Origin of the sequence: Paenibacillus zanthoxyli JH29 (assembly GCF_000520715.1) — a bacterium.
GTDB classification, from domain to species: Bacteria; Bacillota; Bacilli; order Paenibacillales; family Paenibacillaceae; genus Paenibacillus_AQ; species Paenibacillus_AQ zanthoxyli.
On the sequence record NZ_ASSD01000283.1, the window covers coordinates 1 to 21,829 of the forward strand.

Genomic DNA, 21,829 nt, shown 5'->3' on the forward strand with positions numbered 1-21,829 from the left:
CGGAACGTACGGCAGAGTGGCCATTGCGCCCAAGGACAAGTCATAGAGCGGGGAGTTTCTTCATATGGTGTAACATGTGACCATGAGAGGAGAACGTCCTGATGCGGAACTTCCGCCATATGATTAAGGAGCAGACGCCGCTTTATATTTTTGTGGCCGTGTTATTCTTGGTTGGGGTCGTCTTCGGCGCCCTGATCGTCAGCGCGCTGACGATGGACCAGCAGCAGGAGCTCAGCGACTATCTGGGCAATTTCTTTATGACCGTGGATCAGCACGGACTTCCCGCAGCGCCGGAATCGTTCTGGAGCATCGCGGGTCTTCATCTGAAATGGATCGGCCTCATCTGGATTCTCGGCCTGTCGGTAATCGGGCTTCCCGGTATACTTATCCTGGATTTTCTCAAGGGCGTGCTCATCGGCTTCACGGTCGGCTGCCTGGTTAGCCAGTATTCATGGCACGGTCTGCTGTTCGCGCTTGTGTCCGTCGCTCCGCATAACCTGGTGGTGATCCCGGCGCTTCTCGTATGCAGCGCGGCAGCCATCGCGTTCTCGCTGCTTATGATCCGCAGCAGGGTGACCGCTCGCCGTCCGCTTCGTGTCGGGCGTCCTTTTGCGATGTATACGCTGCTGTCCTTTGTTATGGCCGTCTTAATTCTCGGCGTATCCTCCTTCGAGACATGGGTTACGCCGACAATGATGCGCTGGATAACTCCTATGCTTGTTTAAAAAGGCTTATAAGTATTGGTATTAATGGTTTTTTTCAATGTGGGGAGTAACAAAAAATAACGGAAAAATCAAATTCTCTGCTATTTCTCTGGATTAAGGATGTTTCCGAAGTGGATTTTTACTTTTTTGGAAACGATAATAGTAGTATTTTATGAGTTTCGAAAGCCCCTTAGGAAGGGGGTCTGACTTTTGGACCAAGATCAAAGAATCCGGGAACTTGAAGACCGTGTAACCGAACTTGAGAGTAAGATGAATCGTCCAACATCGAGTAATTATCTGAGAACGTTAATTTGGATCATATTAGGCGTATTTTTATTATTAGTGATCATTGGAATTATTCAATTCGTTTCTGCAAAGTAATAAAGCAACCCCGCCAGGCATTATCACGTCCAGCGGGGTTGTTTTCTAGCTTTATTCGGATGCTGTATACTCACTTACCTCAAAGGTTAGTATCTTATCGAAGATTACATAATCAGTTCGCTTGCTGAATGGACCTTTATTGTTGTCGTGCTTATCAATTCCGTAGCGAGTTGATCCGGAAGCTGAGTCGTACCAGCTGAGGAATGCATTGATCTCAGACATTGGAAGATCATATTCTTTTTCAAGACCAGTATTCATGGTAACTACAAGGATTGCACGGTCACCAGTTGGTTGCTCAGGCGTTGAAGTTGGTGTCGGTGTTACTGTTGGTTCTGGTGTTGCAGTCGGCTCTGGTGTTATAGTAGGTGTCGGCTCTGGGCTTGGGGGATTCTCGTTAGGAGAATAACTCATTTTTATCTCACCAATAGTCACAAAATCAGGGTATCCATTATTTTTTGAAATATTTAATCTATATTTTTTATACTCTGTTTCATTATTAAATGAAAATTCTCTTTTTGCTCCTGTCGTCCATCCAGTTATGTTGCTTTGAGTATCTAGAACAATCCATTCGTTTCCGTTCCATCCTTCAAAAGTCCAGTCTTTAGGAGATTCCTGTACATTATTCATATATTGTCCACGAGCTGTTAGGGCATAGTAATTAACAACTTCAGGATTTTCAAATTCATAGGCTATCCATCCATAAGGCTTACCTTGTATAGAAGCCCATCCCAGGTCATTATTATTATTATTAAAAGCATTGAAAGGTTGATGGTTAACACTCCATATGCTACTTGCACTTGCTACTCCTGAAGGAGCAGTATTTGAGGTCATTACTGGAATAAGACTCGTTGGTTCATTCGCAACAGCAAAACTTTCTTTTGGGAAAGCTATTGCTAAAAGAATGATAATTACAAGGGGCAGTATTAATTTTTTCATATGATATCTCCTCAAATTAGATTTATTAATGATAATAGATTACATAAATAGAGATGTCTAAACATATATCCCTATATCTGCAATTAAATGAGTGAATAAAAGTACTTTCCTTTATATCCTAATTAGAGAATAAGTTGGCGTTTGTGAACGGAACTGATGTTCGAACATAATGCGAACAATGTCCCTATTTTGAAGGCGGACATTGTGAAGATGAATGTTGGTCAATTCATTGAAATTGTAAATATAGACAAAGCCGGCAAACTTACGCAGCGGAAGAATAGAGATCAAGGGTACCGACCTTCAATTTCTATTAAATGATGCGCTGGATAACCCCCTCTTTGGTGCAGGCGGCTTCCGAATACAGGGGGCAGTAAAAGCGTTTGACTTCTCAAGATTACTCCCCCTATAATGAAAGAAGTGACTTTTAGAGAACGCAGCGCTATTTTCCTGGGGGGAGGGAGAATGATTATGGAAGACAAGATCGATAAAATTAAGCAGCAACTGCAATCCCAAGGATACAAGCTTACACCCCAACGGGAAGCGACGGTACGCGTACTGCTGGAGAATGAGGATGATCATCTCAGCGCCGAAGACGTGTTCATGCTCGTAAAGGAGAAGGCTCCGGAGATTGGTCTCGCCACCGTATATCGTACCCTTGAACTCCTCAGCGAGCTTCATATCGTAGAGAAGATCAACTTCGGCGACGGCGTCGCCAGATATGATCTGCGGACGGATACTTCCAAGCATCATCATCATCATATGATATGTGTGCAATGCGGCAGCATGGATGAAGTCCGTGAAGACTGGCTTGCACCATTGGAAGAGAAGCTGTTTAAGGAATTCAATTTCTCGGTCATCGATCACCGGCTTGATTTTCACGGGATCTGCTACCGCTGCAGGGAGAAGAACAATTCGGAAGGCAAACGTTCTGAGTAAATTCATAGACGTAATAAGTTATTTGCATGAAGTTAATAGAAGGTACACTTAGCAGCTCTCCCCGGTACTCTGCCGGAGAGAGCTTTTTGGTGGCGTCAGCAAGCCTTAGCGCCGGAATATACATAAGCAGGCCGGAAGCTGCATAAAGTGAGGGAAAGGGATTGTCCGTATCAGCGGCAATGCGATAAGGGCATCCGGCTTTTTGCAGGGGTCAAAAGTTCTTCGCGGGAGGAATGCAAAATGATCATTTCCGTACCTAAAGCGCTTCGACGGCTTTATTACATTGTGATATTTGTCGCATTGAGCTGCCTGTTCTATAATATAATGGACCTGCTTCACAGCTGGATCAATCCCGTACCCGATCCGGATATTCCGGAAGGCTCGGCGGTTCGGGCGTTTCACGAGATTCAGTCCGGGGGAGAGGCGATGAATCCGGGAGAAAGGCTGCGCCTGTACTATTGGTACGGGGAGTGAATTCGCTTCGGGCAGGAATAATTACAAAAGTTGTCGAATGAAACCTTTAGAAACGGAGGTTCTTCCGGGGACTGTAAGTTTTGCGCGGCGCGGCGCCTTTTGCGCCGAATTCTTAACCGCATCTATGCGGCGCGCCAGGGTGGGAGAGTAGACCAATGAAGTCACACTTGCAGGCCTTTTTGCAGTATCTTTCCCGTGAAAAAAACGTGTCGCCCAGCACCCTGGAATCCTACGGACGCGATGTCTCACAGTTTCTGGACTATGCCGCAGGGCGGGGTGTCCTAACCACGGACGATATCCGCAAGCCGCTGATTACGCTCTATCTCGGCGGGCTTAAAGCGGCGGGCCGGGCGGCGGCGACCATTAACCGGAACCAGGTCTCGATCCGCGCCTTTTTTCAATTTCTGCTAAAAGAAAGGCTGATAGCCGCCGATCCGACGCTTGAAATGGAAGCGGTGAGGTCCGAGAAGAAGGCTCCGATGGTGCTGAGCGTTGAAGAGGTGGAGCGGCTGCTGGCAGCGCCCGATCCCATGACTCCGCACGGACTGCGCGACAAGGCGATGCTCGAACTGCTGTATGCGGCCGGGATCCGGGTGTCCGAGCTGATTATGCTTGATGTTGGCGATGTGCAGCCCAGCCTGGGATTTGCGCGGTGCTCCGGCTTCGGCGGCAAGGAACGGGTGGTTCCGATTGGGGTCATCGCGTCGGAATGCGTGGAGGCTTATACCAGGGACAGCCGGGACAAGCTGCTGCGCGAAGACAGGAACGAACCGGCGCTGTTCCTGAACAGTCTCGGCGGCAGGCTTACCCGGCAGGGGTTCTGGAAAATAATTAAAAAATATGCGAAGGAGACGAATATCCGGCAGGATATTACGCCGCACACGCTGCGGCATTCGTTCGCCGCCCATCTGCTGGAAAGAGGGGCCGATCTGCGCTCTGTGCAGCAGATGCTCGGACATGCCGATATTTCCACGACGCAGATGTACAGCGGCATCGCCCGCGCAAATATGAAAGAAGTTTATGAAAGACATCATCCCCGGGCGCGCTAATGTCTTTTTCCGGGGAAACATATCATTGTAACCATTACTTACGCTAAAGGGAGTGTGGACGGAAGTGTCCTCTTTTAAACGGATTTGCTTTATCGTACTTGACAGCGTCGGCATCGGAGAAGCCCCGGACGCCGCTGGTTTCGGCGATGCGGGTGCGCATACGCTTGGTCATATTCTGGAACGTAACCCTGGGCTGAAGCTGCCGAATATGCAGCGTTTGGGCCTGGCGAATATCGCCCCGCTGCCGCCCCTTGAACCGGTTTCGGCGCCGGAGGCCTATTATGGAAAAATGCAGGAGGTTTCCGTTGGCAAAGATACGATGACCGGCCACTGGGAACTGATGGGCCTGAAGATCGAGACACCGTTTAATACGTATCCTGACGGATTCCCGGCTGAGCTTATACAGAAGTTCGAGGCTGCCACAGGCCGCAAGGTGCTGGGCAACAAACCGGCCTCCGGCACCGAAATTCTTGTGGAATACGGCGAAGAGCAGATGAAGACGGGGGCATGGATCGTCTACACGTCGGCGGATAGCGTTTTTCAGCTGGCTGCGCATGAGGAGATCATCCCGCTGGACGAGCTGTACCGCGCCTGCCATATCGCCCGGGAGCTGACGATGGCGCCGGAATTCTCGGTGGGGCGTGTCATTGCCCGGCCCTACATCGGCAAGCCCGGAAGCTTTACCCGGACGCCGAACCGCCATGATTATGCGGTGAAGCCGCCGCAGCCGACGGTGATGAACGCGCTGGCCGACATCGGTAGAGATGTGATCGCCGTAGGCAAGATCAATGATATTTTTACGGGCGAGGGTGTGACGGCTTCTTACCCGACCAAGAGCAATGAACATGGTATCGAAGTGACGATTGAACAGCTTCGCAAGCCTTTTGAGGGGCTGCTGTTCACGAATCTGGTCGATTTCGATTCCCTCTACGGACACCGGCGCGACCCGGAAGGCTACGGCCATGCCCTTGAGGTGTTCGACAAGGCGCTGCCGGATATTATGTCCGCCTTGGGCGAGGACGATCTGCTGATTGTATCCGCCGACCACGGCAATGATCCCGTACACAGCGGAACCGACCATACCCGCGAATATGTGCCTCTGCTCGTATATGGTCCGAAGCTTAAGACTCCAAGCAGCCTTGGCGTTCGCAAGACCTTCTCCGATGTGGCGGCGACAATCGCCGAGAATTTTGGAGCGGCGGAGCCGCAGTACGGGACAAGCTTCCTTGGAGAGCTGAAGTAATCCGCCGGACGGCGGCATAGATTTTTTGGAATCTGCATCATTATTACGCACACGCCTACATTTAAGGAGGAGCATTCATGACGAACACAGTAAGCCTCAGCGCGATTCAGGAAGCGGCAGGGTACATCAAGAGCAAAGGGGCGGAAGCGCCGGAAATCGGGCTGATTCTCGGCTCCGGCCTCGGTATTCTGGCTGATCTGATCCAAGACGGTATTAGCATTCCTTATCAGGACATTCCCCATTTTCCTGTGTCCACTGTTGAAGGACATGAAGGAGAGCTGCTGATCGGCACGATCGAAGGCCGCAAGGTCGTGATGATGAAAGGCCGCTTTCATATGTACGAGGGCTACGGACCGGAGACGACGGCGTTTCCTGTCCGCGTGATGAAGGAGCTGGGCGTAACCAGCCTGCTCGTAACCAACGCTGCGGGCGGAGTGAATACGGATTTCTCGGCGGGGGATTTGATGCTCCTTACCGACCATCTTAACCTGACGGGCCGCAATCCGCTGATCGGACCGAATGATTCCGCGCTCGGCGTACGCTTCCCTGATATGTCCGAGCCGTACAGCCGCCGGCTGATCGCGGCCGCGCGCGAAACCGCGAAGGCCCAAAATTTCACGTTCAAGGAAGGCATCTACGCGGGCCTGCTCGGACCGTGCTATGAGACGCCGGCCGAGATTGTCATGCTGCGCCGCCTGGGCGCCGATGCGGTCGGCATGTCCACCGTATCCGAGACCATCGTTGCCCGCCATGCCGGTATCGAGGTGCTCGGCATCTCCTGTATTACGAACATGGCCGCGGGCATTCTCGACCAGCCCCTGTCCCATGACGAGGTCATGGAGACGGCGGAGCGGGTGCGCGAGCGCTTTTTGAGCCTTGTGCTTGCTCTTATTCCGAATATGTAGAGGAGGAATCCACAATGACACAATCCGCAAAAAGCGCACCTGAGACCGCAGCTTACGGCGTACAGGTGAAGGAAGCCGCCGCTTATGTAGAATCCAAGCTGGGGACCTATAAGCCAGTCATCGGCCTGATCCTGGGCTCCGGCCTTGGCGATCTGGGTGACCAGATTGAGGATGCCGTATATTTGCCTTACGAAGAGATTCCTCATTTTCCGCGCTCGACAGTGGAAGGCCATGTCGGACGGTTCGTTATCGGCAAGCTGGAAGGCAAGGATGTTATCATCATGCAGGGACGTTTCCACTATTACGAAGGCTACGCGATGCGCAAGGTTGTGCTGCCCGTATACGTCTTGGCCAAGCTTGGCATCGGCACGCTCGTTATCACCAATGCGGGCGGCGGCATGAATCGGGCGTTCAAAGCCGGCGACCTGATGCTGATCACCGATCACCTGAACATGACAGGCGACAACCCGCTGATCGGACCGAATGATCCGGAGCTTGGCGTGCGGTTCCCGGACATGTCCCGCGCCTACGACCCGGAATATATCGCGCTTGCCAAGAAGCTGGCGCCGGAAATCAAGGGGGCGGACGGAGAAAGCCTGAAGCTTCAAGAAGGGGTATACGCAGGCATCAGCGGCCCGACCTACGAGACGCCGTCTGAGCTGAATATGCTGGCGCTTCTCGGGGGTGACGCCATCGGTATGTCGACCGTTCCCGAAGTGATCGCCGCGAGCCACAGCAGACTGAAAGTGCTCGGCATTACCTGTATCACTGACATGGCGATCGGCGACGAACTGGAGCCCTTGACGCATGAGCAGGTAGTCAAGGTTGCGAATCTGACGAAACCGAAGTTTATCGGCCTTGTCCGCGCTTTCGTGCGCGAGGTACAAATCTAATATGCGGGCCATCGACATTATCCATAAGAAAAGAGACGGAGGCGAGCTGAGCCGCGAGGAAATTTCTTTCCTCATCCAGGGGTACAGCCGCGGGGAAATCCCTGACTATCAAATGTCGGCATGGGCGATGGCCGTCTATTTCCGGGGCATGAACGCCCGTGAGACCGGCGATTTAACCCTGGAAATGGCCAAGTCCGGCGACCAGGTCGACCTAAGCCCGATCGCAGGCATTAAGGTGGACAAGCATTCTACCGGGGGTGTGGGCGATAAGACGACGGTTGTACTCGCTCCCCTTGTGGCATCGGCGGGGGTTCCGGTCGCCAAAATGTCCGGGCGCGGCCTCGGCCACACCGGCGGCACCCTGGACAAGCTGGAGTCCATCTCCGGCTTCTCCGTTGAGATGGACCGCGAGCGCTTTTTCGCCCAGGTTGGCGAAATCGGCGCGGCGGTTATCGGCCAGTCCGGCAATATTACCCCGGCCGACAAGAAGCTGTACGCCCTGCGTGACGTGACCGCAACCGTGGAATCCATTCCGCTCATCGCCAGCTCCGTCATGAGCAAGAAAATCGCCGCCGGCGCGGACGCCATCGTGCTGGACGTCAAGACCGGCAGCGGCGCGTTCATGAAGACGCTGGATGATTCCATCGCGCTGGCGCAGGCGATGGTCGATATCGGAACCCAGCTTGGCCGGAATACGGTCGCCGTCATCAGCGACATGGACCAGCCGCTCGGGTACGGCATCGGCAACGCGCTGGAGATTAAAGAAGGCATCGAAACGCTTCGCGGCCATGGTCCGGAGGATCTCACGGAGGTATGCCTGATCCTTGGCAGCCAGATGCTGGTGCTCGGCGGCAAGGCGAAGGATACGGAGGAAGCCCGCAGGGTCCTTCAGGAGCACATCGCGGACGGCAGCGCGTTTGAGAAGCTGAAGGTAATCGTCGCGGCCCAGGGCGGGGATGTGGCCCAGATTGAATCGCCTTCGCTGCTGCCCGCCGCCCGGAGGCAGGTTGAGGTTAAAGCGGCGGCGGATGGGCATATCGAGGCGATCCAGGCTGAAGAAATCGGCATCGCCGCCATGCTGCTCGGCGCGGGACGGGAGACGAAGGAATCCGTCATCGACCTGGCCGTCGGCATCGTGCTGTCGAAGAAGGTTGGCGACGCCGTCTCCGCCGGTGACACATTGGCCGTTCTGCACATAAACGACGCTTCGGGCAGCAAGGTGAAGGAAGCCGAAGACAAGGTGCTGGAAGCTTACCGCGTAACGGCTCAGCCGGTAACCCCTCCCCCACTTGTCTACGCTATCGTTACAAAGGATGGCGTAACCCGGTATTAATGGAGTATACTGGGATTGATTGTAATTCATGTGGTGGAGGAGAAGGAATGAGCGAAGCGTTTAAATTGTTGGACCCGCAAGAACTGACGGATAATGTATTCAAACTGGTTGGGGAAGACTGGATGCTGATTACGGCTGGAGGCGCGGAACATTATAACACGATGACAGCCAGCTGGGGCGGACTAGGCATCCTCTGGCACAAAAACATCGCTTTTTGCGTGGTAAGGCCAACCCGCTATACTTACGAATTCATGGAAGCCGCCGACACGTTCTCCCTGTCGTTTTTTACGGAGGATTACCGGAGTGCGCTGGAAATCTGCGGCAGCGCTTCGGGAAGAGATACGGATAAGGCGGCGGCAGCGGATATTACTCCTGTGGAAGACACGCCGGGTATTGTTTATTTCCAGGAGGCCAGACTTGTTCTTGAATGCCGCAAGCTCTACTATCAGGATTTGGACCCGGCTAAGTTTCTGGATGAGAGCATTCATCAGATGTACCCTAATAAAGATTATCATCGCCTGTATGTCGGAGAGATTACGCAGGTCCGGATCAAGGAATAAATTCGATTGACAATTTATCTTGACCCGGCAAGAACGGTCAGACCCTTTGGGGTTTGGCCGTTCTTTTTATATTTTATCTGGAAATACCGGGAATATTTCCACCCTTTTCTGACGAAACTGGAACACAGTACCTGCGATAAGAAGGTTAACGTTCAGGAGGGGAACTTTGATGACAAAAATTCGCTTATGTTTGCTGGCGCTGTGCATCATGTTTAGCGCTGTGAGCCCGGCCACCTCGGCGTTCGCGGAGGAAAAGGGGCAGAAGTCAGGCGGTGCCGCCAAGGCGGCTGATCTGGCGCCGCAGGCGCGCTCGGCCATTCTGATGGATGCCGGGACCGGAACCGTCATTTACGAGAAGAACAGCCATGATAAGCTGCCTCCGGCAAGCATCACGAAGATCATGACGATGCTGCTTACCGTTGAAGCGCTGGATGACGGAAGGCTGAAGCTGACCGACAAGGTCCGGACCAGCGAGTACGCCGCATCAATGGGGGGCTCGCAGATTTTTCTGGAGCCGGGTGAAGAGATGACCGTCGACGAGATGCTGAAGGGCATCGCGATGGCTTCCGGCAACGATGCGTCCGTGGCGATGGCGGAGAAGCTCGCCGGTTCGGAGAGCGCTTTTGTCGACCTGATGAACAAGCGGGCGGAGGAGCTCGGCATGAAGGATACGCATTTTGCCAACTGTAATGGGCTTCCTGCCGAGAACCACTATTCCTCAGCGCATGACATCGCGGTCATGAGCCGCGAGCTGCTGAAGCATAACCAGATTATCAAATACACCGGCTCCTATCAGGATTATCTGCGCAAGGACTCGAAGAAGCCGTTCTGGCTCGTGAATACGAACAAGCTGGTGCGCTTCTATACCGGGGCGGACGGGCTGAAGACCGGCTATACCTCGGAGGCCAAGTTCTGTCTGTCGGCAACCGCGTCAAGAGACGGGCTGCGGGCAGTTGCCGTTGTGCTTGGAGAGCCCAATACGAAGACGCGGAACAGCGAGGTCTCGGGCATGTTCGACTTCCTGTTCTCGCAGTACAAAGTCCATACGATTCATAAGGCCGGCGAGACGCTGGGCACGCTCAAGATCGGCAAAGGCGCCAAAGCCGAGCTGCCGATCAAGGCGCAAGAGGACTACACCATTTTGCTGAAAAAAGGAGTTACCCAGGAAGGCGTCCGTCATGAAACCGTCATTCTGGATAAAGTCAAGGCTCCAATATCCAAAGGGCAGACCATCGGTAAGCTGGTTGTTTATCAGGGTAACACGGTAGTGAAGCAGTATGAGCTGAAGGCGCCCGAAGATATTGCCAAGGCCGGCTGGTGGAAGCTGTTCAAGCGGACGGCAGGCTCGATGTTCAAGTTGAACTGACGGACGGGCAGCGGGTACACGCGGAACTCGTCATCCCTTGCTTAACCGGACATTAGGCGTTTTTTGCCGGGTTGTCCCGATCCTTTTGTTGAACGATGAGAGTTTTCTTCTAGTTTTGTCGTGAGGCAGGATTCGCTCTTTGCCGCGTAGAAATCGTTGTTCTTGAAGACGTTGTAAGCTGCCAAAGGCCGTTTCAAAGCAACGAAGAGGAGAGTGGCAAATATGAATTCTCATGTGCAGTTGGAGCATCATAGGGGTGTGCTGGTTGTTCGTCTGACCGGAGAGCTTGACCATCACGCGGCCGATTTTGTGAGAATGGACTTGGATGAAGCGATTTTACGTAAGCAGGTGGAGCATCTTGTGCTGAACTTGAAGGATCTTCAGTTTATGGACAGCTCGGGGCTTGGCGTTATTCTGGGACGGTACAAGCTCATTCGCGGCAAAGGCGGAAAAATGGTCATCTGCGACGCCAACCCGCCGGTCAAGCGTCTTCTGGAAATGTCGGGTCTGCTGAAAATCATGCCGCTGTATCAGGATGAGACTGCGGCGCTTTCGGATTTGGAGGTCGCGTTATGACACAAGCACAAGCGGAAAATTACATGAGCGTCCAGTTTGCGGCGATGTCGGAAAATGAGTCGTTCGCGCGCGTAGTCGTAGCGGCTTTCGTCTCCAGGCTCGACCCGACCCTGGATGAGCTGAACGATCTGAAGACGGTTGTGTCGGAGGCGGTCACCAACTGCATTATTCACGGCTATGACAGCGATCCATCGGGGATCGTATACATCTCAGCGGTGATCAGAGGGGAGACGGTGCATCTTGTGATCGAGGACAAGGGCAAGGGCATCGACGATCTGGAGCTGGCGCAGCAGCCGCTGTACACATCCAAGCCGGAGCTGGAGCGTTCGGGCATGGGCTTTACCATCATGGAGAACTTCATGGACGAATTTGAAGTCACCAGCGAACCCGGGCAAGGGACCTCGATCCGGATGAAGAAGACGATCGTCTCAAAAAAAGCTTTATATAATTAGGGGATGGAGCCATGGATGCAGAATCAAAAAAAGCTCCGCAGACCTATTTGGACGATGCGGAGGTCAAACGGCTGATCGCGCTCAGCCAGGCCGGGGACACGACTGCCCGCGACACGCTGGTAGGCTGCAATATCCGGCTTGTCTGGTCGGTGGTGCAGCGGTTTATGAACCGGGGGTACGAGCCTGACGACCTGTTCCAGATCGGCTGTATCGGTCTGCTGAAGTCCGTGGACAAGTTCGATCTCAGCTACGACGTCAAGTTCTCGACCTATGCCGTACCGATGATAATCGGCGAGATCCAGCGGTTCCTGCGCGATGACGGTACGCTCAAGGTCAGCCGGTCGCTGAAGGAAATGGCCAATAAGGTGCGCAAAATGAAGGACGAGATGTCCAAAACGAATGGCCGTCTGCCGACAATCGGCGAGGTGGCTGAGGCGCTGGGCGTTACGCCCGAAGAAATCGTCTTCGCCCAGGAGGCCAACAAGCCGCCGACCTCGATCCACGAGACCGTGTTCGAGAATGACGGCGACCCGATTACCCTGATCGACCAGATCGCCGACGAGTCCCAGGAGAAATGGTTCGACAAGCTTGCGCTGAATGAAGCCATCGGTTCCCTGACCGAGCGTGAACGGCTGATCGTCTACCTGCGCTACTACCGCGACCAGACCCAGTCCGAGGTCGCAAGCCGCCTTGGCATTTCCCAGGTCCAGGTGTCGCGGCTAGAGAAGAAGATTTTGCAGAGCATCAAGGACCAGATTGCGCAGTGATGCTGCCGAACGTACGACCCGTAAGAAGAAGCCTTGGAAGAGGGGCTGCTTTTTACGGGTTTTGTTGTAAAATCTTTTCACGAGAAACGGGTGCCCTCCGCTTTGTTTAATATCTCTTGCTTCATTTTCAGGTAATTTCTTTTGGCCTGTTTTTCAACTTCGGCAGTATAATGTTTTTGCAGAAAAAGCGGACCAGTCTGATTCGGTTTGATCCCGACGAAAGATAAGTGCATATATTTGTCCATTAGCTTGGCATGTGATATAAGAAGTTCAAATGCGGCAAAATAACTGGCAGCTTTTAATTGCCCGATCGAATGATAGGAAAAACTGTTGTTAAGACGTACGGTTTGAATTAAAGGACCTGTATCAATATTGTGATCGATATAATGAATAGATGCACCTGCTGCTTCCTGGAATTTAACAGAATCACCTAAATAAGCCATGTTTTCAATCGCATTCATTCCTCTGGCAAATGGAAGAACTGCAGAATGCGCATTGATTATAGAAACATTATCATTACTGAGCCACCAAGGGGCCATTATTACATCCAAAAAAATAAAGAACGTTATCTCATCGTAGTATTCAGTTTGCTGTTCGACCCACAATTTTAGGGATAAGCTATTTATATCATACCCTATATATTTTATTGAAGGGTTAAAAAAACTAAAAGGGTTGGGGAATCCTTTCAAATCAATCATTTCCTGTTCCGCATCACTAATGCATCCGTACACGCTTCGAAGCAATTGAATCTTGTCGTCATATAAAAGGGTTTTTGAGGCGAGAGTTTTATGAACCTTATCTTTATCTTCCGAGTGCTTCCCTCTAATCAGAATACCTTGAAATTGTGGGGAGTCGGCAAAAGCCGAGAGCCAATCCGCAATTAAGTAAGTCGGGTGAAACCTCTCTTCGCTAATTAGAAAAAATGCTCGTTTCGTATTATTCAAGGAAACCGACTCCTTCTTTTAGCGCCTTCTCATAATATAACGAAGCGATGGCAACATCAAAGACGGCCATACCCATTGGGTTGAACATAATAGGACGTGCTTTGGCTTTATGAGTTAGCTTCTCGTCAATCAGTGCATCGGAGATCGCAAGGGTATCTATTTTTTTCAGACCCTTTTGCTGATGGAAGAGTTCAATATCGGTATTTTCTCTACAAACCTCGTCCCAGTCATCAACAATAATTAAAGGATCGAATTTTAAGATATCCGGGGAAAAGTCTCTTAAAGACACGTTGAGCAGCAAGGCGCCTTCTTTTGGCTTTTGGTCAATGTATCTTTCATTTGATACGGTGCAGGTAATAAAGATATCAGCCTCGCTATAAGCATCCGACCAATGAGAAGCAATCGTCACTTTGTCTCTTAGACCAGCCGGAACATTATCTATATCTACTTTGGCAATATCATATAAGTAGACTTGATTGATCCGGTCATCGAGTAATGCATGGAGCATTTGCAGGTGAAGCTGGCCAATGGGCCCAAAGCCTGTAATCCCGATATTGAAAACATTCAAATCGGATAAGCTGGCGTATTTCTGAATAATGACGCCACTAACCGATGCGGTGCGGATTCCGCTAATCAGGGCAGAATTAATAATGCATACTGGAATGCCGTTATCAGGATGATTTAAGATCGTTACCGAATGGGCTCTCTTTAGTCCAGTTTTAATATTGTTAGGAAAGCTGGCGATCCACTTAATCCCCGCCATGTTAATATTTCCGCCAACATATGCCGGCATCGCTATAATTCTATTGGCTGGATCATTGAAACGCAAATAAGGCTTAATGGGCTGAGAATAAACTCCTTTTTCCAACGCGCTGACTGTATACTTAATGACCTGAGTGGTTTCGTTCCAATCGATTCCCATTTCATTTAAGCTGTTCGTATTAAGATATATCAATTCTATCTCTCCTTTTGTTTTTCTGATCCGTTCTCAGGATCTAATGGCCGTCCGCAAATTGTTTTGCCATTCTTTGTTATATACGGTTTGGAGATAGGGCATGCCAGAGTCGGCACAAATAAATACAACATTAGGAGAGTTTTTCGGAACGTTATGGGTAAAATACTTGGAGATCGCAGAGTATACGCTTCCCGTCGAACCTCCCGCGAAAATGGAATGCTTGTTCAGAAGTTCCTCACAGCCTCGGGCAGCATCGCGTTCAGAGATCATCATGATTTCATCGATCAGAGCCTCGGTCAAATTAGTAGGCACTATACTTGAACCAATTCCTGGAATGTACCTTTTTTGAGGACATCCCCCAAAAATAACTGATCCTTCAGTGTCAACAGCAATAATTTTAATCTTATTAAATTTTTCCTTTAATTTTTTGGATATACCCGCTATGGTACCGCCTGAACCGACACCAATAAACGCATAGTCCAATTGGGTAAAAGCGTTGGCAATTTCTTCACCCAACCCGTAGTAGTGGCTAGCCACACAATCGGGATTCGCATACTGATTTGTCCAATAGCAATGCTTCAGCGTGTTTCTTAAGAAAGAAACTCGGTCCAATCTCGATAATAGAAAACCTTGTGTTACGTCTCTTTCTTGTACTTTTTCTATACAAGAAGTTAAGAGTCTAAGATTAGCTTCATAAATTGGATTAATATTAGGGTCGATGACAGGGATGAAACGGAGTCCAAGATACTTGCACAGTGTTGCCAATGCAAGTGCGAAATTTCCGGATGAGGATTCGATCACTGTTGTTTTGCTATGAATATCTCCTCGTTCAATCGCTTTCTTAAGAACATAGTAAGCAGGTCTTGCTTTTACGCTTCCTGTTAAATTATGGTATTCCAGTTTGGTGAATAAATTCACTGACTTGCTGTTCAGATTGATGAGTGGTGTATTGCCAATTAAGGCTTCTAAACTTTGCAAACGGATTAATAAATTTTGCTCCTCAGAATCCCCCACCTTAAACATCCTTTCTCTTTATAGATTTATTTTTCTTAAAAGTAAATAATATACTTTTATGAATTCAAATGTTATTATTAGTAAATATCAAATAAATAACAATGACTTTTTTATCAGACCAACATTAGGATTATTATTATAATTTAATCCAAATCCTAAATTGCTTTTTGGATTAAATTTTTGATTAAATTCATTAGAGCCAGAGAGGAGTTATAAGAATTGGCACGAGCAAAAGGATTGATAATGGCTTCGAGCGGAGCTCTGTTATGGGGAGTTTCCGGTACAGTAGCTCAGCATCTATTTCAACAAGTACATATACCTGCCGCTTGGCTGGTAACGTTAAGATTAATGATTTCCGGTGCTGTATTTCTGCTGCTTAGTATGCGGCAAGAAGGCTCAAAGGTCTGGAAGATATGGCTGGATGGAAAGTTCATTGGTCAGATACTAATCTTTGGAGTGTTCGGCATGCTGGGCGTCCAGTTTACCTATTTTGCGTCCATTGAGTCCGGTAATGCGGCGATTGCCACTCTGCTGCAGTATCTGGCTCCACTCTTCATACTTATTTATTCAATTATCTGGAAAAAGACGAGATTGTTTCTTATGGATTTCATCGGTGCTGTCTTAGCGCTGGCCGGAACATATTTTCTGCTGACCGGTGGGGATTCTTCACAATTGACGGTTTCCCCAAAGGGATTTATTTGGGGATTAATGTCCGGGATTTCATTAGCTTTTTATACGCTCTATTCCGGTCCTCTGCTTAAAAGATGCAGCGTTCAGGTCATTATGGGATGGGGGATGCTCGTTGGCGGTGCGGGGATGAATTTGATTCATCCTATTTGGGCTGCACCTTCAATACCCTGGTCTCCCTCTACTATCGGTTCCATTCTGTTCGTGGTACTGCTCGGGACGCTCGCCGCATTCTACTTGTATATAGGCAGTCTCCGCCACATCGAGCCTCATGAAGCGAGCCTTCTCTCCTGCACCGAGCCGATTTCAGCGATAATCTCCTCTGTGATCTGGTTGTCCGTGCCCTTTAATTATTTTCAAATTTTAGGGGCCGGACTGATTGTGCTTATGACAATCATAGTCTCCATTAAACCGGTTAAACGCTCCGAGTCTTCAGCGCAGGAAACGAGCACTCTCTAGGTTAGCTTGACAGGATATATGGAATTATCAATTCTTTCTTCTCATATCAGGCCTTGCGGACAGGCTTCATGGTATGATGGAGGAATGAATCATTGAGGTTGCAAGCCGCCTTGGCATTTCCCAGGTCCAGGTGTCGCGGCTAGAGAAGAAGATTTTGCAGAGCATCAAGGACCAGATTGCGCAGTGAATAATTGCCGAACGGACGACCCGTAAGAATAAGCCTTGGCGAAGGCTGCTTCTTACGGGTTTTGTTATGTCCGCTTTGGCATATTATTCGTTTAAATGCCGTTTTTTGCCGAATATAGTAGTAGACAGTTCCAAAAACATAATTTACAATGGGTGCATATTTGAAAATATAGGATAATTTATAAAAAATTTTATCAATATTTTTAAGGAGATGAGGGTGTTGGTCGGTATTTATGGCGTGAAAATCCCCAAGTCACCAGGAACAGATTATCATGAGGTACTGAATCGTCTGTCGGAAGAGAGGAGAAACCGCACGCTCCGCTTTTCCAGAAAGGATGACCGTATCCGAAGCGTAATAGCGGAAGCCTTAATTCGAACTTTGTTCCTTCGGGAACATAAAGTAGACAACGAATCTCTTCGGTTCACGGTTAACCGATACGGCAAGCCTTTTCTTGCTGCCTATCCGGATTATCATTATAATTTAACGCATTCGGGAGACTATGTTCTTTGCGCCATTGACCAGCATTCTATAGGAATCGATATCGAAGAGATCAAGCCTATAGACCTAACTATAGCCGACCGATTCTTTTCCGGCAGGGAGAATAAAGAAATAAAGGCAATACCCGAAGATAGGCGTACCGACTATTTCTATCAATTGTGGACCGCCAAGGAGAGCTATATCAAGTTTAGAGGTAAAGGACTGTCCATGCCGCTCAATTCTTTCTCTGTCCGGATTGACGAGAACGGTATTGAGCTGTCGGAGAAAGACGGCTGTGCGGTGCAAGAACCGGATTGCTATTTCAAAGCGTTCCATTTTTCCCCCCTGTATAAGGTCACATTATGCTCTGAAAGCCCGAATCATCCCGAAGAAATACAAACGATCGATTGCCTTGAACTATTCAGGGAATTTATTGAGGTCTCGGGAGGGAATTATGCAGCGCGTTAAACTATTGTGTTTACCTTATGCCGGAGGCTCAGCCTCATTGTTTAACAAATGGCGCCAATTTATTAATGTCCTCAGGGCATTTGGAGGAACACCCGATGAAATTCTTGATAACCCCTATGTTCTTGATATCATTCTGCCTATATTAAAAAACGATTTTCAAATGATTGAGAACTATAAATTTGTTGAGAAAGATGAGTCTATCGCCTGTGACATGACGATATTAACGGGCAGAAGCGATAATAATATCAGATTTGAGGATTTGCTTTTATGGAAAAAACTCTCTGATTGTTCCTCTCATATTTACGAAATGAACGGAGGACACTTCTTCATTACTGAATATCCGGAAGAAGTGACAAGGGTTATTAATCAGGTTCTATCAGCTAAATCTCTCAATTCTTCCGGTGGTCGTACGATCTGAATATTTTTCTCGTATTCGTCATGTTTTCCTCTCCCATGTCAGGCATTGAAAATAGACTTCATGTTATGATAGAGGGGAAAATATAAAAAGGATGGAGTGTGGCTACATGCAAGAGGAATTGGCAAAAGCGTTAAATGAGCAAATGAATTTTGAGTTTTATTCAGCGCATGTGTACTTGGCGATGGCGGCGTATTGTTCAGGCGAAAGTCTGGACGGGTTCGCGAACTTTTTTCTGATTCAGGCGGAAGAAGAACGTTTCCATGCAATGAAGATCTACAAATTCCTGAACGACCGGGATCAGCGGGCTACCCTGGCGGCACTGCCTGAGCCGAAGAATGATTATGCTTCCGTTCTGGAAGCTTTTGAGGCAAGCTACGCTCATGAGCAGAAGAACACCAGCAAATTCTATCATCTGGCCGATCTGGCGCTTGACGCGCGTGAGCATGCCACGATCTATTTCCTGAAATGGTTCATTGACGAGCAGGTCGAGGAAGAGGCGCTGTTCAGCAGCATTATTCAGAAGCTGAAGCGGATCGAGAACGACAGCAACGCTTTCTATACGATGGACGCGGAGTTTGCTGCCCGCACATTTACTCCTCCGGCCGAGTAAATCCGGCGGCCCAACTCTGAGGGGTACATACTTAAATCAATCAAGCCCGAGCCCAAGCGCCCGGGCTTTTTTTGAAATATAAGAAAGTATGAGCTTCGCGCCTATCTTGTAAGCAATGGGATCGAAATTAAGCCAAAAATGCCCGTCTCCGATAACAAGGAGACGGGCATTTATATGGGCTTAAGCGCTAGCCATTGTTTTAGCGGGCCGTAATATATCCTTTGGCTTTCAGCAGCTCGGCGATCAGCACAGCGCCGCCGGCGGCGCCTCTTAGCGTATTGTGGGACAGGCCGACGAATTTGAAGTCGTACAGCGAATCTTCGCGCAGGCGTCCGGCGGAAATGCCCATGCCGTTCTCAAGATCGCGGTCCAGATTCGTCTGCGGCCGGTTGTCCTCTTCAAAATACGTAATGAATTGTTTCGGCGCGCTCGGCAGCTCCAGCTCCTGCGGGCGGCCTTTGTAGTTCTTCCAGCTTTCGAGAATTTCTTCTTTGGAAGGCTTGTTCTCGAAAGAGACGAATACGGTGGCCAGATGGCCGTCCGTAACCGGAACGCGGATACATTGGGTGGTGATTTGCGGGCCGGATGCTTTTACAATCGCCCCGTCTTCAACAGTTCCCCAGATGCGCAGCGGCTCCTGTTCACTCTTCTCTTCTTCTCCGCCAATGTAAGGAATGACGTTGTCCAGCATATCCGGCCAGTCGGTAAATGTCTTGCCCGCTCCGGAAATCGCCTGGTAGGTGCTGGCAACCACCTGTGTCGGTTGGAAGCCGCGCAGGGCGGTCAGCATTGGCACATAGCTCTGAATGGAGCAGTTAGGCTTGACGGCGATAAATCCGGTTTCGGTTCCAAGACGCTTACGCTGGGCGGCGATAACCTCTAAGTGCTCGGGATTAATCTCCGGAACAACCATCGGCACGTCCGGTGTCCAGCGGTGGGCGGAGTTGTTCGAAATCACAGGAACGCCCGCTTTGGCGTATGCTTCTTCGAGGGCTTGAATCTCATTCTTCTTCATATCGACAGCGCAAAAAATCAGATCGACCCCGGAGGCCACTTCCTCGACATGCGAAGCATCCTGAACAGGAATATTCTTAACGTTGTCAGGCATTGGGGTGGAGAGCTTCCATCTGCCCTTCACTGATTCTTCGTACGTTTTGCCCGCAGAGTTCGCGCTGGCAGCGATTGCGGTTACCTGAAACCACGGATGATTTTCTAAAAGAGCGATGAAGCGTTGGCCGACCATGCCGGTTCCGCCGACAATACCGGCTCTAAGCTTTTGTGTCATAACGTTTTTCAGTTCCTTTCGAAGGCCGTAAATAGCCGCATATAATGTACTGAATTATAAAGGATATGCCGGGAACGTTCAATATGAGAATGCATCCAAGCGGCATATTTATTTCATAATGTGTTAGGATTATGACGGATTTTTAGATTGTTAAAATATTTCCCGGCCAATAATCTCCATGCAGGATGACATGGTTATTGGTCCGAGGCAAGGGCAAGAATGATTTTAACGTATCCCGGATCATGCCTTCGTCCAGTGATTTATCCATTTTTATCCAGAATCCTGCAAAATCTCAAGCGCTGTTACCTGGGCGGATACGCCGCCTTCCATCTCCCTTATGCCAAGCAGTTCGCCTTCGGTATCGATCCGGTGCATCACTTGCTCAAACTTTGTTTCTATTCCGGATTCAGCCATAAGTCCCTCCAAGTATGCTTGCGATTGCTGCTCTTTCGATTTTCCCTCTATAATATAAGAGTATAATAGCATAGTGTGGTACATGGCTTTACCCTCGTCTAAGGGGCATCAGGGTTATTAAGGGGTATTAATAGATATAGAGAGGAGTGAAGGTTATGACGACATGGAATTTACAGGGAACGGCATGCCATTTGCTTGTCTGCGGGGGGAGCAGCTGCAAGAAGCGCAAAAGCGGGGAGATCGCCCAGGCGATCAAGAAAGAAATTGAGAAGCAGGGCGGGGAGGCTCTGATTCATACGACGTTTACCTCCTGCGCCGGACGGTGCGGAGATGCGCCAATCGTTATTTCCTATCCCGAAGGGGTCTGGTACGGGGATATGTCGCCAAAGCGGGTCAAGCTGCTTGTCAAAAAATCGCTGGTGGGCAAGCGGTTCAAAAAAAATATCCTGTACACATTTGGGAAGGATGGCATGAAAGCTTCAGCTAAAGAAGGAATGAAGGGGAAGAAAAAGGGGAAAAAATAGAGCATTACAGGTCTTCCGTCTTACCCGCACTCGGCAAAATAGCCGTCTGCGGGTTATTTCTTTTTACGGTGCGGGGCATTATCATCGAGTTGTTGGATAAAAAGAGAATAGAGGTGAACCAACCGGATGTTCGTAAAGCTTGCCGACCGTGATCCCATCCTAAATGGAAAAATGTTCTTGAAAGACGAGATCCGTTATAACCTGCTGCATCTGATTTGCGGGAGTCCTGAAGCCATGCGGATCAAGACTAAGAGCGAGGATCTGATATTCGCCCAGACTCCGGGCTTCAATCCCTGGCTGTGGCTCTCCCCAGAGCTAACTGAAGAGCGAAAGGATGAAATGCTCCGGAACCTGGCGGAGCATGTGGGGTCCCAAGCATTTCCGGGGATATCCTCCGATCCCGGGACCGCAGAGTCTTTTGCCCGTTATTATGCGGAAGGCCGCGGGCTTAAGGCACAGCCTTATATGTTGCTGGAAGCATACATATGTCCGGGGGCAAGGCCCCCGGCAGACGTGAATGGACATATCGAACGGGCGAATGCGCGGCATACGGAGAGGGTTGCGGCGAATATGTCCGCTTTTTCAAAGGAAGTCTTAGGTGTCACGCCCATGCCCGACGATGTTTATAAAGCGGCCACGTCGGCTATCGGGACGGGAGGACTTTACCTGTGGAATGTAGACGGCGTACCGGTCTCCATGGCGAGAATCGCTCACCGGACGGCCCGGCATGCCCGGATTAACGATGTGTACACGCCGCCAGGTGAGCGGAAGAAAGGATATGCCAGCGCCATTGTGGCTGCCGTTAGCGGGTA

25 protein-coding genes and 1 pseudogene are annotated in these 21,829 nt (G+C 49.9%); 20 read left to right on the forward strand and 6 right to left on the reverse strand.

What is annotated here, in order from left to right; translation table 11 throughout:
* The first annotated feature begins 101 nt into the window (after nt 1–101).
* Nucleotides 102–725, forward strand: a complete 624-nt coding sequence (spoIIM, locus tag L691_RS0110250; RefSeq protein ID WP_025690385.1) for a stage II sporulation protein M — start codon at nt 102–104, stop codon at nt 723–725.
* Between the two features lie 411 nt (nt 726–1,136).
* Here the strand turns inward: spoIIM and L691_RS0110260 are convergent, their stop codons facing one another.
* On the reverse strand, nt 1,137–2,021 hold the full coding sequence (locus L691_RS0110260; protein ID WP_025690387.1) for a hypothetical protein: 885 nt from the start codon (nt 2,019–2,021) through the stop codon (nt 1,137–1,139).
* A gap of 468 nt (nt 2,022–2,489) precedes the next feature.
* Between L691_RS0110260 and fur the strand changes: the two genes are divergently transcribed.
* The 12 genes from fur to sigF all read left to right on the forward strand — a co-directional run bounded on the left by fur (nt 2,490) and on the right by sigF (nt 12,575).
* Complete coding sequence (fur, locus tag L691_RS0110270; RefSeq protein ID WP_025690388.1) at nt 2,490–2,957, forward strand: ferric iron uptake transcriptional regulator; 468 nt, start codon at nt 2,490–2,492, stop codon at nt 2,955–2,957.
* A gap of 240 nt (nt 2,958–3,197) precedes the next feature.
* Nucleotides 3,198–3,431 (forward strand): DUF4227 family protein, encoded by a 234-nt coding sequence (locus tag L691_RS0110275; protein WP_025690389.1) that lies wholly within the window; start codon nt 3,198–3,200, stop codon nt 3,429–3,431.
* 155 nt (nt 3,432–3,586) lie between these two features.
* Entirely contained in the window at nt 3,587–4,480 is an 894-nt protein-coding gene (xerD, locus tag L691_RS0110280) for a site-specific tyrosine recombinase XerD (protein WP_025690390.1), read from the forward strand.
* A 64-nt stretch (nt 4,481–4,544) separates the two neighbouring features.
* On the forward strand, nt 4,545–5,723 hold the full coding sequence (deoB, locus tag L691_RS0110285; RefSeq protein WP_025690391.1) for a phosphopentomutase: 1,179 nt from the start codon (nt 4,545–4,547) through the stop codon (nt 5,721–5,723).
* A 77-nt stretch (nt 5,724–5,800) separates the two neighbouring features.
* Nucleotides 5,801–6,628 (forward strand): purine-nucleoside phosphorylase, encoded by an 828-nt coding sequence (locus L691_RS0110290; RefSeq protein WP_025690392.1) that lies wholly within the window; start codon nt 5,801–5,803, stop codon nt 6,626–6,628.
* 14 nt (nt 6,629–6,642) lie between these two features.
* The gene (locus L691_RS0110295) at nt 6,643–7,521 is read left to right on the forward strand and encodes a purine-nucleoside phosphorylase (protein ID WP_025690394.1); all 879 of its coding nucleotides are present in this window, start codon (nt 6,643–6,645) and stop codon (nt 7,519–7,521) included.
* 1 nt (nt 7,522) lies between these two features.
* Nucleotides 7,523–8,854 (forward strand): pyrimidine-nucleoside phosphorylase, encoded by a 1,332-nt coding sequence (locus L691_RS0110300; RefSeq protein WP_025690396.1) that lies wholly within the window; start codon nt 7,523–7,525, stop codon nt 8,852–8,854.
* 47 nt (nt 8,855–8,901) lie between these two features.
* Nucleotides 8,902–9,414: a flavin reductase family protein gene (locus L691_RS0110305; RefSeq protein WP_025690397.1), complete on the forward strand. Its 513-nt coding sequence runs from the start codon at nt 8,902–8,904 to the stop codon at nt 9,412–9,414.
* Between the two features lie 169 nt (nt 9,415–9,583).
* The gene (locus tag L691_RS0110310) at nt 9,584–10,780 is read left to right on the forward strand and encodes a D-alanyl-D-alanine carboxypeptidase family protein (protein ID WP_025690398.1); all 1,197 of its coding nucleotides are present in this window, start codon (nt 9,584–9,586) and stop codon (nt 10,778–10,780) included.
* 222 nt (nt 10,781–11,002) lie between these two features.
* A complete protein-coding gene (gene spoIIAA / locus L691_RS0110315) occupies nt 11,003–11,356 on the forward strand; it encodes an anti-sigma F factor antagonist (RefSeq protein WP_036642454.1) in 354 nt (117 codons plus the stop codon).
* Complete coding sequence (gene spoIIAB / locus L691_RS0110320) at nt 11,353–11,808, forward strand: anti-sigma F factor (RefSeq protein ID WP_025690401.1); 456 nt, start codon at nt 11,353–11,355, stop codon at nt 11,806–11,808. The genes spoIIAA and spoIIAB overlap by 4 nt, the downstream gene beginning before the upstream one ends.
* An 11-nt stretch (nt 11,809–11,819) precedes the next feature.
* The gene (sigF, locus tag L691_RS0110325) at nt 11,820–12,575 is read left to right on the forward strand and encodes an RNA polymerase sporulation sigma factor SigF (protein ID WP_025690402.1); all 756 of its coding nucleotides are present in this window, start codon (nt 11,820–11,822) and stop codon (nt 12,573–12,575) included.
* 77 nt (nt 12,576–12,652) lie between these two features.
* Here the strand turns inward: sigF and L691_RS0110330 are convergent, their stop codons facing one another.
* The 3 genes from L691_RS0110330 to sbnA are packed head-to-tail and all read right to left on the reverse strand — an operon-like array spanning nt 12,653 to nt 15,488.
* Nucleotides 12,653–13,519 carry a formyltransferase family protein gene (locus L691_RS0110330; protein WP_025690403.1) on the reverse strand — a complete coding sequence of 289 codons (867 nt, stop codon included), beginning with the start codon at nt 13,517–13,519 and terminating at the stop codon, nt 12,653–12,655.
* Nucleotides 13,512–14,474, reverse strand: a complete 963-nt coding sequence (sbnB, locus tag L691_RS0110335; protein WP_025690404.1) for a 2,3-diaminopropionate biosynthesis protein SbnB — start codon at nt 14,472–14,474, stop codon at nt 13,512–13,514. Before sbnB ends, L691_RS0110330 begins: the two co-directional genes overlap by 8 nt.
* A gap of 33 nt (nt 14,475–14,507) precedes the next feature.
* Nucleotides 14,508–15,488, reverse strand: coding sequence for a 2,3-diaminopropionate biosynthesis protein SbnA (gene sbnA, locus L691_RS0110340; RefSeq protein ID WP_232229152.1), 981 nt, complete (start codon nt 15,486–15,488; stop codon nt 14,508–14,510).
* A gap of 219 nt (nt 15,489–15,707) precedes the next feature.
* On the opposite strand from sbnA, the gene L691_RS0110345 reads away from it, so the two are divergent.
* The 5 genes and pseudogenes from L691_RS0110345 (at nt 15,708) to L691_RS0110360 (ending at nt 18,794) form a co-directional block, all read left to right on the forward strand.
* Nucleotides 15,708–16,634 (forward strand): DMT family transporter, encoded by a 927-nt coding sequence (locus L691_RS0110345; RefSeq protein WP_332249074.1) that lies wholly within the window; start codon nt 15,708–15,710, stop codon nt 16,632–16,634.
* Nucleotides 16,635–16,728: 94 nt separating this feature from the next.
* Nucleotides 16,729–16,821 (forward strand): annotated as a pseudogene (locus L691_RS31940) (sigma factor-like helix-turn-helix DNA-binding protein); the annotation flags it as partial.
* 219 nt (nt 16,822–17,040) lie between these two features.
* Nucleotides 17,041–17,766: a 4'-phosphopantetheinyl transferase family protein gene (locus tag L691_RS0110350; protein WP_025690409.1), complete on the forward strand. Its 726-nt coding sequence runs from the start codon at nt 17,041–17,043 to the stop codon at nt 17,764–17,766.
* The gene (locus tag L691_RS0110355) at nt 17,753–18,184 is read left to right on the forward strand and encodes a thioesterase II family protein (RefSeq protein ID WP_025690410.1); all 432 of its coding nucleotides are present in this window, start codon (nt 17,753–17,755) and stop codon (nt 18,182–18,184) included. Before L691_RS0110350 ends, L691_RS0110355 begins: the two co-directional genes overlap by 14 nt.
* Before the next feature lie 106 nt (nt 18,185–18,290).
* Nucleotides 18,291–18,794, forward strand: a complete 504-nt coding sequence (locus tag L691_RS0110360; RefSeq protein WP_025690411.1) for a ferritin — start codon at nt 18,291–18,293, stop codon at nt 18,792–18,794.
* 199 nt (nt 18,795–18,993) lie between these two features.
* Here the strand turns inward: L691_RS0110360 and asd are convergent, their stop codons facing one another.
* Together asd and L691_RS31945 are read right to left on the reverse strand one after the other, a co-directional pair.
* The gene (gene asd / locus L691_RS0110365; RefSeq protein WP_025690412.1) at nt 18,994–20,079 is read right to left on the reverse strand and encodes an aspartate-semialdehyde dehydrogenase; all 1,086 of its coding nucleotides are present in this window, start codon (nt 20,077–20,079) and stop codon (nt 18,994–18,996) included.
* Nucleotides 20,080–20,349: 270 nt separating this feature from the next.
* The gene (locus tag L691_RS31945) at nt 20,350–20,493 is read right to left on the reverse strand and encodes a hypothetical protein (protein ID WP_156934207.1); all 144 of its coding nucleotides are present in this window, start codon (nt 20,491–20,493) and stop codon (nt 20,350–20,352) included.
* A gap of 155 nt (nt 20,494–20,648) precedes the next feature.
* Between L691_RS31945 and L691_RS0110375 the strand changes: the two genes are divergently transcribed.
* A complete protein-coding gene (locus tag L691_RS0110375) occupies nt 20,649–21,017 on the forward strand; it encodes a (2Fe-2S) ferredoxin domain-containing protein (RefSeq protein ID WP_025690414.1) in 369 nt (122 codons plus the stop codon).
* Nucleotides 21,018–21,143: 126 nt separating this feature from the next.
* The coding region (locus tag L691_RS0110380; protein ID WP_025690415.1) for a GNAT family N-acetyltransferase at nt 21,144–21,829 on the forward strand (686 nt) is incomplete at its 3' end.